The 12398-nt window shown below is 69.4% G+C and carries 10 protein-coding genes; 9 read left to right on the top strand and 1 reads right to left on the bottom strand.

Features of this window, described 5'->3' with window-relative positions; all coding sequences use genetic code 11:
- Positions 1 to 129 precede the first annotated feature (129 nt).
- Genes ACIQJ5_RS06755 through ligA form a run of 3 tightly spaced genes read left to right on the top strand, consistent with a single transcriptional unit; the run spans position 130 to position 4815 of the window.
- Complete coding sequence (locus ACIQJ5_RS06755; protein ID WP_402842221.1) at positions 130 to 1296, top strand: cysteine desulfurase family protein; 1167 nt, start codon at positions 130 to 132, stop codon at positions 1294 to 1296.
- 9 nt (positions 1297 to 1305) lie between these two features.
- Entirely contained in the window at positions 1306 to 2400 is a 1095-nt protein-coding gene (gene mnmA, locus ACIQJ5_RS06760; protein ID WP_402842224.1) for a tRNA 2-thiouridine(34) synthase MnmA, read from the top strand.
- Between the two features lie 60 nt (positions 2401 to 2460).
- Positions 2461 to 4815 carry an NAD-dependent DNA ligase LigA gene (gene ligA, locus ACIQJ5_RS06765; protein ID WP_402842226.1) on the top strand — a complete coding sequence of 785 codons (2355 nt, stop codon included), beginning with the start codon at positions 2461 to 2463 and terminating at the stop codon, positions 4813 to 4815.
- Between the two features lie 70 nt (positions 4816 to 4885).
- Here the strand turns inward: ligA and ACIQJ5_RS06770 are convergent, their stop codons facing one another.
- A complete protein-coding gene (locus ACIQJ5_RS06770; RefSeq protein WP_402842229.1) occupies positions 4886 to 6586 on the bottom strand; it encodes a long-chain-fatty-acid--CoA ligase in 1701 nt (566 codons plus the stop codon).
- A gap of 149 nt (positions 6587 to 6735) precedes the next feature.
- Between ACIQJ5_RS06770 and gatC the strand changes: the two genes are divergently transcribed.
- The 6 genes from gatC to ACIQJ5_RS06800 all read left to right on the top strand — a co-directional run bounded on the left by gatC (position 6736) and on the right by ACIQJ5_RS06800 (position 12389).
- Entirely contained in the window at positions 6736 to 7035 is a 300-nt protein-coding gene (gene gatC, locus ACIQJ5_RS06775) for an Asp-tRNA(Asn)/Glu-tRNA(Gln) amidotransferase subunit GatC (protein ID WP_231089919.1), read from the top strand.
- Positions 7032 to 8567, top strand: coding sequence for an Asp-tRNA(Asn)/Glu-tRNA(Gln) amidotransferase subunit GatA (gene gatA / locus ACIQJ5_RS06780; RefSeq protein ID WP_231089920.1), 1536 nt, complete (start codon positions 7032 to 7034; stop codon positions 8565 to 8567). The genes gatC and gatA overlap by 4 nt, the downstream gene beginning before the upstream one ends.
- Entirely contained in the window at positions 8567 to 10081 is a 1515-nt protein-coding gene (gatB, locus tag ACIQJ5_RS06785; protein ID WP_372459769.1) for an Asp-tRNA(Asn)/Glu-tRNA(Gln) amidotransferase subunit GatB, read from the top strand. The genes gatA and gatB overlap by 1 nt, the downstream gene beginning before the upstream one ends.
- 95 nt (positions 10082 to 10176) lie before the next feature.
- Entirely contained in the window at positions 10177 to 11430 is a 1254-nt protein-coding gene (gene dinB / locus ACIQJ5_RS06790; RefSeq protein ID WP_231089921.1) for a DNA polymerase IV, read from the top strand.
- A 64-nt stretch (positions 11431 to 11494) separates the two neighbouring features.
- Positions 11495 to 11815, top strand: coding sequence for a hypothetical protein (locus ACIQJ5_RS06795; protein WP_231089922.1), 321 nt, complete (start codon positions 11495 to 11497; stop codon positions 11813 to 11815).
- Positions 11816 to 11876: 61 nt separating this feature from the next.
- Entirely contained in the window at positions 11877 to 12389 is a 513-nt protein-coding gene (locus ACIQJ5_RS06800) for a hypothetical protein (RefSeq protein WP_402842236.1), read from the top strand.
- Positions 12390 to 12398: the final 9 nt, after the last annotated feature.

Genomic DNA, 12398 nt, shown 5'->3' on the forward strand with positions numbered 1-12398 from the left:
AGTACGGCGAGAATGCCGCCGTGCGCGTTCATTCATCCACCGTTCCCCCGGCGTCCCGGCGCCGGATCGGAGTGTGTGCCATACACGGTCGCCGACCTGCGTCCTTCCCCCGCGTGGGAGAGTGGAGGGGTGAGCGCATACCTGGATCACGCCGCCGCGACCCCCATGCGGCCCGAGGCCCGCGACGCCTGGGTCGCCGCTGTCGGTGAGCTGGCGAACCCCTCATCCATACACGGCGCGGGACAGCATGCCCGCCGGGTGCTGGAGGACGCGCGCGAGGTCATCGCGCGCGTCGTGGACGCGGACCCCATCGAGGTGGTCTTCACCTCCGGCGGCACCGAGTCCATCAACCTCGCGCTGAAGGGCGCGTGGTGGTCGCGCCCGGCGGATCGCGATGTCATCGTGCTCCCGGACGGCGAGCATCACGCCACCATGGACAGCGTGGAGTGGCTGCGCAGCGAGCAGGGGGCTCGGGTCCGGCCGGTGCCCCTGAACTCGGAGGGGCGTATCGAGCCTGCCGCCTTGGGGGCCGCCCTCGGCCCCGACGTCGTGATCTCCACGGCGCTGCTCGCCAACAACGAGGTGGGAACGCTGAACCCCGTCACGGAGCTCGGCGCAGTGGCGCAGGATGCGGGAGTGCCCCTTCACATTGACGCTGTCGCCGGCTTCGGGCATCTCCCGCTGTCGTTCGCGCAGCTGCGCGGCGAGGGCGGCGCAGGCATCGTCGCGATGAGCGTGTCCGCGCACAAGATCGGGGGACCGCCGGCGACCGGGGCCCTCGTGGTGTCGCGGTCGGCTCGTCTGGCGGCTCTTCATCACGGGGGTGCAGCACAGCGTGACCTCCGCGCGGGCACGCAGGACGTCGCGGGCGCTGTGGCGTTCGCCGCTGCAGCCGAGGCGATGGCCGCCGGCCGCGAGGCTGAGGCAGCCCACGACGCCGCGCTCCGGGAGCGGCTGCGACGCGGCATCCTTGCGGCGGTGCCCGAAGCCCAGGTGCTCGGTGCACAGGAACGACTGCCCGGGAACCTGCACCTGCTCTTCCCCGGCGCATCGGGGGAGTCGCTGCTGTACCTGCTGGATCGGGCCGGTATCGCGGTGTCCACCGGGTCGGCGTGTACGGCCGGAATTGCCGAGCCCTCGCACGTAGTGCGCGCCATGGGCCGCGACGAGCGGGATGCGCGCAGCGTGCTGCGCTTTAGCGTGGGCCGCACGAGCACGGCGGAGGACGTCGACGCGGTGATCGCGAACATCGGGTCCGCCTACGCGGCAGCGACCGGGGCCGCGCGGCGCTCGTAGACTGGTGACATGCGAGTTCTGGCGGCGATGAGCGGTGGCGTGGACTCGGCTGTGGCCGCGGCGCGAGCGGTCGATGCCGGGCACGAGGTGGTGGGCGTGCACCTGGCGCTCTCCCGCGCGGGGGGCACCTTGCGCACCGGCAGTCGCGGATGCTGCACCATCGAGGACGCCATGGACGCGCGGCGGGTGGCCGACAAGCTGGGCATCCCCTTCTACGTCTGGGACTTCTCGGAGCGCTTCCGCGATGACGTCATCGCCGACTTCATCTCGGAGTACCAGGCAGGCCGCACGCCCAATCCGTGCATGCGCTGCAACGAGAAGATCAAGTTCGCCGCGCTGCTGGAGCGGGCGATCGAGCTGGGATTCGACGCCGTGTGCACCGGGCACTACGCGAGCCTTCGCGACGGCGAACGTGGGCTGGAGCTGCACCGCGCCGCAGATGACGCGAAGGATCAGTCGTACGTCCTGGGCGTGCTGACTGCCGAGCAGCTCGCGCACACCTACTTCCCGCTGGGGGACACCCCGTCTAAGGCCGTCGTTCGTGCGGAGGCCGCCGAACGCGGGCTGCTCGTAGCCTCCAAGCCCGACAGCCACGACATCTGCTTCATCCCGGATGGCGACACCCGCGGATGGCTTGCGGAGAAGGTCGGAACGGCTACGGGCGACATCGTCGATCGCGAGGGGCACGTGGTCGGCTCGCACGAGGGCGCGCACGCCTACACCGTCGGACAGCGACGCGGGCTCCACCTGGGCGTCCCCGCTGCCGACGGCAAGCCGCGATTCGTGCTTGAGGTCCGCCCGGTGTCGAACACGGTCGTGGTGGGGCCGAAGGAAGCGCTCGCGATCGGACGCATCGCCGGGGCGCGGTTGAGCTGGGCGGGTGCGGAGCCGCTGACCGACGAGTTCGCATGCGACGTGCAGATCCGTGCGCACGCCGATCCCGTGCCCGCTCATGCCGTGCGGGGCGAGGACGGTCTCATCGTCACACCGGTCGCGCCGCTGGACGGCGTCGCTCCGGGCCAGACCGCCGTCCTCTATGACGGCACGCGCGTGATCGGGCAGTTCACGATCGACCGCACCGAGTCGGCGGTTCCCGTCGGCTGATCGGCACGCGCGGCGAACGGCTCCCGTGCCGATGTCCGAGGCACCGAATACGCTGGATGCGTGACCGGCACTGCAGATGTGACACCCCGTACCCTCGACGAGGCTCGGGCAGAGGCGGAGCGCCTCACCACCCTCATCATCGATGCGCGTGATGCGTACTACGGGGCGGACTCCTCGCCCGTGGACGACGCGACCTACGACTCCTGGATGCACGCCCTGGAGGCGATCGAGGCCGCGTTCCCCGAGGTTCAGGGACAGGACTCTCCCACGCTCAGTGTCGGCGCGGCCGAGGGCAGCATGCTCGCCCCGGTCACCCATGCCGAGCGCATGCTGAGCCTCGACAACGTCTTCTCACCGGAGGAACTGCGCGACTGGTGCGTGAAGACGGCGGCGTCCGCCGGCACAACCGTGCGCTGGCTCACCGAGCTCAAGATCGATGGACTCGCCATCTCCTTGCGCTACGAGAACGGGGTGCTCACATCGGCCGCCACACGCGGCGACGGGCGTGTCGGCGAGGATGTCACCGTCAACGCCCTTCGTGTGGCAGGGATTCCGTCGCGGCTCGCCGGCTCCGGGCACCCCGCCCTGGTCGAGGTGCGCGGAGAGGTGTTCATCCCCGTCGCCGAGTTCGAGGAGCTGAACGCACTCCAGGCCCGCATGCGTGATCAGGTGATCACCGACATGACACCGCGCTCGGGCAGGGAGAAGGCGGAGAAGAGCGCACAACGGCGTTTCCCCGCTTTTGCCAACCCGCGAAACGCCGCCAGCGGTGGGCTTCGTCAGCAACTCGACAAGAAGGACGGCCTGGAGCTGGCCGCGGGTGAGGCGCGGTTGGCCTCTCTGCGGTTGTTCGTGCACGGCATCGGGGCCTGGCAGAACCCGCCGGTCGCGTCTCAGAGCGAGGTCTACGAGTTGCTGAAGACGTGGGGACTGCCCACGAGTCCCTACCCCCGGGTGCTGGACGACATCGATGCCGTTCTGGAGTTCGTCGCGTACTACGGCGAGCACCGTCACGATGTCGCCCATGAACTGGACGGCATCGTCGTCAAGGTCGACGACCTCGCCCTCCATGACGAGCTCGGCGCCACTTCGCGCGCGCCGCGGTGGGCCATCGCGTACAAGTACCCGCCGGAGGAGGTGCGTACCCGGCTCCTCAACATCGCGATCGGGGTCGGCCGTACCGGTCGGGCCACGCCCTATGCGGTCATGGAGCCCGTCTTCGTCGCCGGATCCACCGTGAGCTTCGCCACCCTGCACAACCAGGACGTTGTCAAGGCGAAGGGTGTGCTCATCGGGGACACCGTGGTTCTCCGCAAGGCTGGGGATGTCATCCCCGAGGTGCTGGGTCCCGTGGTGGAGCTGCGTGACGGGACCGAGCGGGAGTTCGTCATGCCCAGCTCCTGCCCGGAGTGCGGCGCCCCGCTGCTGCCCGCGAAGGAAGGCGACATCGATCTGCGCTGCGTGAACACCCGTTCGTGCCCCGCGCAGGTTCGCGGCCGCGTGGAGCACATCGGCTCGCGTGGCGGTCTCGACATCGAGGTGCTGGGGGAGGTCACCGCCGCCGCGCTCACGCAGCCACGTCATCCGCAGCGTCCGGTGCTCGACACCGAGGCCGGGCTGTTCGACCTGACGCTCCAGGAGCTCGTGCCCATCGTGGTCGACGTACGTGACGCGGAGACCGGGGAGCTCAAGACCGACGAGAACGGCGAGCCCGTGGTCCGCGCGCCGTTCCAGAAGGTCACCCGCGTCTACCCGCCCGGCTTCGAGAACGCGACCGCGGCCGAGCGGCGGGCCGCCGGGGTGACCAAGAACTACCCGCTCGTCGAGCCTGGCGCACAGGCCGTCAAGCTGCTCGCCGAGCTGGAGAAGGCCAAAACGAAGGACTTCTGGCGATTCCTCGTGGCACTGAACATCCGCCACGTCGGTCCGGTCGCCGCCCGCGCGCTGGCGCAATGGTTCGGATCCCTCGACGCGATCCGGGCCGCTTCGCGGGAGGAGCTTGCAGCGGTCGAGGGAGTCGGCGGGATCATCGCCGATTCGCTGCTCGACTGGTTCGAGGTGGACTGGCACCAGGAGATCGTCGCCCGCTGGGAGGCCGCCGGAGCGCAGCTGTTCATCCCCGGTCACCCCGGACCCGGCGCCGCTACCGCCGAGGGCGGCGTGCTGGACGGACTCATCGTGGTCGCGACCGGGTCGCTCGAGGGGTACACCCGTGAGGGAGCTCAGGAGGCCATCCTCCGCGCCGGGGGGAAGGCGGCCTCCAGCGTGTCGAAGAAGACGGACTTCGTTGCAGCCGGTCCCGGTGCCGGATCGAAGCTGGCGAAGGCCGAAGAACTAGGAATCCGCATCCTCGACGCGGCGCAGTTCCACATTCTCGTCACCGAGGGGCCGGACGCGCTGCCGCCGCTCGACTGATCCGTTCACGGTTGCCCGCCGTTCTTCGCGGGAGACTCGCTGAGACTCCCGCGAAGATCGGCGAGCCCGCTCAGTCGCCCGTCGTCAGACCGAGGATCTGCTGCTTCACCTGACGACGCAGGACCTTGCCGATCATGGACTTCGGGAGCTCGTCGACCACGAACACGCGACGCGGCACCTTGTACGGCGTCAGCAGGCCGCGGGCGTACTCGCGGATCGCCTCGACGTCCACGGATGCCCCAGGGCGAAGGACGATGGCTGCGACGACCTCTTCGCCGGAGTGGTCGCTCGGCAGCCCGACGACCGCCGCATCTTCGACGCCCTCATGCTGACGGAGCGCGTTCTCGACCTCGGTCGGGGCGACATTGAAGCCGCCGGTGATGATGAGCTCCTTGATGCGATCGACGATGCGGACGAAACCGCCCTCGTCGATGGTGACGATGTCGCCGGTGCGGTACCAGCCGTCCACGAACGCGGCCTCGGTTTCCTCGGGTTTGCCGTAGTAGCCGGAGAACACCTGAGGACCACGTACCACCAGCTCGCCTTCGGCGCCGGCGGGCACGTCCTGGGCCGGGTTGTCCGGGTCGACCACGCGGCACTCGGTGCCCGGCAGAGGCAGCCCGACGGTCCCGGCGACACGGTTGTCCGCCACCGGATTAGCCATCAAAACCGGGGAGCACTCGCTGAGCCCGTAGCCCTCCACGAGGAATCCGCCGGACGCCGCCTCGAACGGCACGACCAGTTCGTGGCGCAGCGCCATGGCGCCCGAGATGGCGACCTCGGTGCCCCGGATTGAGATTCCCTTCTCGATGGATCGGGCCAGCAGCCGCTCCGCGATCGGCGGCACGAGGGGCAGGAAGGTGGCGGGGTGCTTCTTCATGACGTCGAGCACCATGTCCGGATCGAACTTCGGGAACAGCACCAGGCGAGCGCCCATCGACATCGCGAACGTGAGGCAGAGCGTCAGACCGTACGCGTGGAACATCGGCAGCACGGCGTAGACGACGCATCCGTCGCCACGTGTGATCGAGGGCACCCACGCTCGGGCCTGGGCTGCGTTCGAGAGCAGGTTGCGGTGGGTGAGCGCCGCTCCCTTGGGTGTTCCCGTCGTGCCGCTGGTGTACTGGATGATCGCGAGGTCGTCGGTGGCGGGCTGTGCCCAGCTTCCCGGAAGTCGCCCGGCCGACACGATCTTCTCCCAGGGCACGGTGCCGCGCACCGGCGCATAGAGCGCTTCGCGCGATTCGCGAGCACGTGCGACGGGGAGCCGGAGCGCCAGACGCATGGTGGCAGGCATCGCCCGGGTCACATCCACCGAGATCAAGGTGGAGACGGCAAGGTCCTGCGGGAAGTCCTGGACGTCGGCCACCACCTTGTTCCACACGATGGCGTGTTTGGCTCCGTGATCCTCGAACTGCTTGCGCAACTCGCGCGGCGTGTAGAGCGGATTGTGCTCCACCGCCACGGCGCCCAGGCGGAGCACCGCATAGAACGCGATGATGTGCTGCGGGCAGTTCGGCAGGATGATCGCCACGGTGTCACCGGAGCGCACGCCGTGATCGCGAAGCCCCTGCGCGGCGCGTTCGATCTGCTCGAGCAGCTGCGCGTATGTGGTCTCGCGTCCGAAGAACTCCAGCGCTGGAGCCTCCGGGTAGTCACGAGCTGACGCGATGACGATGTCGACGAGCGAGCCGGAAACGGGCTCGAGGTCCGCGGGGACACCGGCGGCGTAGCTGGCGATCCAGGGACGAGGGGGGTCGTAAGTGCTCACCCGCTCAGCCTACGACCGCGATGTGACGCGCCCGGTGCGAACCGCGCGGTGGGAGGACCCTCGTGTGGGGAGTGTGGGGAGTGTGGGGAGTGTGACCCGGCCGTGACCTGCCAGCAGAGAGAGCCGATCGATGGAACTAGACTGATCGGGTGTCTGAAATCACCCCCGAACTCGTCCGTCATCTCGGCGTGCTCGCGCGGATCCAGCTCTCCGACGAGGAGGTCGAGCGACTGACCGGTCAGCTCGGCGCCATCGTCGACAACATCGCCAAGGTGTCGGAGGTCGCAACCCCCGACGTTCCCGCGACGAGCCACCCGATCCCGCTCGCCAACGTCTTCCGTCCCGACGAGCCGCAGCAGCCGCTGACGGTCGCGGAGGTCCTGCAGAATGCGCCCGACTCCGACGACGACCGCTTCCGCGTGACCGCGATCCTGGGAGAAGAGCAGTGAGCGACATCATTCGCCTGTCCGCCGCCGATCTGGCGGCGCAGCTGCGCGCCGGTGCGGTGTCAGCGGTGGAGGCCACCCGTGCCCACCTCGACCGCATCGCCGCCGTCGACACCGACGTGCACGCCTTCCTGCACGTCAACGAGCACGCCGAGCGCTACGCGGCGGACATCGACCAGCGCCGGGCCGCCGGTGAGGAGCTTCCCGAGCTCGCCGGTGTACCCCTCGCCGTCAAGGACGTGCTGGTCACCACCGACATGCCCTCCACGTCGGGATCGAAGATCCTCGAGGGCTACATGTCGCCCTACGATGCGACGGTCGTCGCGCGTGCTCGTGCGGCCGGTCTGATCGCCATCGGCAAGACCAACATGGACGAGTTCGCCATGGGCTCCTCCACGGAGCACTCCGCGTACGGGCCCACCCACAACCCGTGGGATCTCGAGCGGATCCCGGGTGGATCGGGTGGCGGATCGGCCGCTGCCGTGGCCGCGTTCGAGGCGCCGCTGGCGCTCGGATCCGACACTGGCGGCTCGATCCGTCAGCCGGCGCACGTCACCGGAACGGTGGGCATGAAGCCGACCTACGGGGCGGTCAGCCGCTACGGCGCGATCGCGCTGGCGTCCAGCCTCGACCAGGTCGGCCCGGTCACCCGCACGGTGCTCGACTCTGCTCTGCTGCAGGACATCATCGGCGGGCACGACGCGAACGATGCCACCTCGCTGGCCGAGCAGTGGCCCTCCTTTGCCGCGGCTGCTCGCGAGGGCGCCCGCGGGGACGTGCTGAAGGGGCTCAAGGTCGGTGTGATCACGGAGCTGCCGGACAGCGGCTTCCAGCCGGGCGTGGCCGAGTCGTTCCGCTCGGCGCTGGCCGCCATGGAGGCTCAGGGTGCAGAGATCGTCGAGATCAGCGCGCCCCACTTCGAGTACGGTGTCGCCGCCTACTACCTGATCCTTCCGGCAGAAGCCTCCAGCAACCTCGCCAAGTTCGACTCGGTGCGCTTCGGTCTCCGGGTGACCCCCGACGGTGGCGCCACGGTGGAGGACGTCATGGCGGCCACCCGCGAGGCCGGATTCGGCGAGGAGGTTAAGCGCCGCATCATCCTGGGCACGTACGCGCTGTCCGCCGGCTATTACGACGCCTACTACGGCAGCGCCCAGAAGGTGCGCACGCTCATCCAGCGCGACTTCGACAACGCATTCGAGAAGGTCGACGTGATCGCGACCCCGGCTGCTCCCACCACCGCGTTCAAGCTGGGCGAGCGCATCGGCGACCCGCTGCAGATGTACCTCAACGACGTCACCACGATTCCGGCGAACCTGGCGGGTGTACCGGGTATCACCCTGCCGTCCGGACTCGCGTCCGACGACGGCCTCCCGGTCGGCATCCAGTTCCTGGCCCCGGCCCGTGAGGATGCCCGTCTCTACCGCGTCGGCGCAGCACTCGAGACCCTGCTCGTGGACCAGTGGGGCGGCCCGCTCCTGGAGCGCGCCCCGCGGCTGCCGGGCGAGATCACTCACGAAGGCGAGGCACGCTGATGGCCGACAAGCTGATGGACTTCGACAAAGCCCTCGAACTGTTCGAGCCGGTGCTCGGCTTCGAGGTGCACGTCGAGCTCAACACGCGCACGAAGATGTTCTCCTCGGCGCCGAATCCCGCACATCCGGACAACCACGACGCCGGACCCAACACGCTGGTCGCCCCGGTGGACATGGGGCTGCCGGGATCCATGCCCGTGGTGAACGCACAGGCGATCGAGTCCTCGATCAGCCTGGGCCTCGCCCTCGGCTGCTCGATCGCACCGTCGAGCCGGTTCGCGCGGAAGAACTACTTCTATCCGGACCTCGGCAAGAACTACCAGATCTCGCAGTACGACGAGCCGATCGCCTTCGAGGGTTCCGTGGAGATCGAGCTGGAGGACGGCACGCTGGTGACCATCCCCATCGAGCGCGCCCACATGGAGGAGGACGCGGGCAAGCTCACCCACATGGGTGGTTCGACCGGCCGCATCCAGGGCGCTGAGTACTCCCTCGTCGACTACAACCGTGCGGGTGTGCCCCTGGTGGAGATCGTCACCAAGCCGATCTTCGGTGCCGAGCACCGTGCGCCCGAGTACGCGAAGGCCTATGTCGCCACGATCCGCGACATCGCGAAGGCCCTCGGAATCTCTGAGGCGCGTATGGAGCGCGGGAATCTGCGGTGCGACGCGAACGTCTCGCTGCGTCCGCGCGGCCAGGAGAAGCTGGGAACGCGCACCGAGACGAAGAACGTCAACTCGATGCGCTCCGTCGAGCGTGCCGTACGCTACGAGATCCAGCGTCAGGCCGCGATTCTCGCCGACGGCGGGATCATCACCCAGGAGACGCGACACTGGCACGAGGACACCGGTCAGACCTCGGCGGGGCGCCCCAAGTCCGACGCCGATGACTACCGCTACTTCCCGGAGCCCGACCTGGTCCCCGTGCAGCCGTCTGCTGAGCTGATCGAGCGCCTCCGCGCCGCGCTACCTGAGGCCCCGGTGGCCCGTCGTCGCCGGCTCAAGGCGGAGTGGGGCTTCACCGACCTCGAGTTCCAGGACGTCAGCAACGGTGGTCTGCTCGACCAGGTCGCGGCCACGATCGCCGCGGGCGCCGCTCCGGCATCAGCCCGCAAGTGGTGGACGGGTGAGATCACCCGCATCGCCAACGCGTCGGAGCGCGACGCGGCGGATCTGGTGTCGCCGGAGCACGTCGCCGCGCTCCAGCAGCTGGTCGATGAGGGTACGCTCACCGACAAGCTGGCGCGCCAGGTTCTGGAAGGCGTCATCGCCGGCGAGGGCGACCCGCAGACGGTCGTCGACGCACGCGGCCTTGCTGTCGTCTCGGACGACGGCGCACTCATCGCCGCGATCGATGAGGCACTGGCCGCGCAGCCGGACGTCCTGGAGAAGATCCGCGACGGCAAGGTGCAAGCAGCGGGCGCCGTGATCGGCGCTGTCATGAAGGCCATGAAGGGCCAGGCGGACGCCGCACGCGTGCGCGAACTCGTGCTGGAGCGCGCGGGCCAGGCCTGACCCGTCACCCACGATGCGGGGTCCGCCTGAGGGCGGGCCCCGCATCGTCTCTCCAACCGCCGCCCGATGTCGGTGGCCCGAGGGAGGATGGAGATATGGGACGAGGTGATGGCAGTGGTCGCATGGTCTCAGGACCACGTGCCGACGACACCGGCACGGGCATCCTCCATGTCGACATGGATGCGTTCTACGCATCGGTGGCGGTGCTCGATGATCCCTCGCTCGCGGGCAAGCCCCTGATCATCGGTGCGCCGGAGGGACGGTCGGTGGTCTCCAGCGCCTCCTACGAGGCCCGACGATTCGGCGTTCGCGCGGCGATGCCGGTGAGCCAGGCGTTGCGTCTCTGCCCGTCCGCCATCGTCGTGTCGCCGGACTTCCACCGCTTCGTGGAGGTCTCCCGTCAGGTCATGGCGATGTTCCGCGACGTCACGCCGCTGGTCGAGCCCCTCTCCATCGACGAGGCCTTTCTCGATGTGCGCGGAGCTCGGCGGTTGTGGGGCTCACCGCGCGAGATCGCTCAGAACCTCCGGGCGCGTGTTGCACGCGAAGCCGGCATCACATGCAGCATCGGCGTCGCCGCGACGAAGCACGTGGCCAAGATGGCCTCGACGGTGGCCAAGCCCGACGGCCTACTGGTCGTGCCGGACTGGGCCACGGATCAGTTCCTCGCACCCCGTCCCGTCAGCGCCATCTGGGGAGTCGGGCCGAAGGCGGCTGAGACGCTGTCCTCCCGCGGCATCCGTACGGTGGCCGACATCCGTGCGGGCACGGAGCACCAGCTCGTGCGCGCGCTGGGCCAGGCCATGGGGGAGCAGGTGTGGCGTCTGGCGCACGGGATCGATCCGCGGCCGGTCTCCACGGAGCGCGTGGAGAAGAGCATCGGTCATGAGGAGACCTTCGAGCAGGATGTCACCGATCACGCTCTGCTGCGCAGTGAGTTCCGGCGCCTGGCGGATCGTGTCGCGGCGCGACTGCGCTCGGCGTCTCTTGAGGCGCGAACGGTCGCCGTGAAGGTGCGCTTCGATGACTTCACCACCCTCAGCCGGTCGCAGACGCTCGCAGAGCCCACCGACGTCGGGCGCAGAATCGGGGAAGCGGCGTGCGAGCTGTTCGGCTCGATCGATGTGCAGGCCCCTGTCCGCCTGATCGGCGTCCGCGCGGAGAGGCTGCAGAAGGCCGGCGGCGGAGGCCTCGGCCTCTGGGACGATGACGCGGACTGGCGCGCTGTGGACACGGCACTGGATGGAGCGACGGCACGCTTCGGAAACGGCGCCTTGACACGGGCTTCTGCGCTGGGACGCCGTGATCGGTACGCCCAGCCGCAGGCACGCAGCCTCGACGAGGGGTAGATCCGCGGCCCGCGTCGCCGCGATCACGGATGCGGCGACGGCGTGTGCGGGGTACGGTGGAGGCATGCCCAACCTCGCACTGGAACTCGGCAAGCTCACGGCCTCCTCGGGCGTCGCCAGCGTCTACGGAGAGCAGCAGGACGTCGACGGAGTCCGCGTCATCCCCGTCGCCGCCACCTGGAGCGGCTTCGGGGCGGGCGAGGACGAGGAGAGGGGCTCCGGCGGCGGTGGGGGCGGCGTGTCCCTTCCCGTCGGCGCCTACATCCGCCGTGGCGACGACATCCGCTTCGAGGCGAATCTGATCTCGCTGCTGGTGGTGGGCATTCCGTTCGTCTGGGTCGCTGGTCGCGCCCTCGCACGCATCATCCGTGCCCTCAAGCGCTGACACTTCCGCGTCGCAACCGGATCCACTGGATCACGCGCTCCGCAGAGCCGTGGCCAGCGTGATGGCGCTCGTGGGAGATCGGTCGCGAGCAAGTGTTCTGATCGATGGCCGCAGCGGTGCGGGCAAGAGCAGCTTGTCTCGCCGGCTGGCAGATGCCTGGCCGCGGCCACGGCCTACCGTGCTGCCTCTTGACGCGGTCTACCCGGGCTGGGACGGTCTCGACGCAGGAGCCGAGGCCGTGATCCGCGACATCCTTGTGCCGCGCTCTCTCGGCGAGGATGGCCGAGTGAGCGGCTGGGACTGGGCACAGGATCGGCCCGCGGGGTTCTCCGCCGCGCCGCACGACCGGGGCCTCATCGTCGAGGGGTGCGGGATCCTGCGCGCCGAGTCCGCGCCGCTCGCCGACGTGACCGTCTGGCTGGAAGCCCCCGCAGCGACGCGGCGCGAGCGTGCGCTCGATCGGGACGGCGATGCGTACCGACCCCATTGGGACCGGTGGGCGGCGCAGGAGGATGAGCACATCCACCGTCACGATCCGCAGGCGCTGGCCGATCTCGTCCTCACGCTCCCCTGAGACACCCTG

Origin of the sequence: Microbacterium sp. GXS0129 (genome assembly GCF_044769785.1) — a bacterium.
Lineage (GTDB): Bacteria > Actinomycetota > Actinomycetes > Actinomycetales > Microbacteriaceae > Microbacterium > Microbacterium nymphoidis.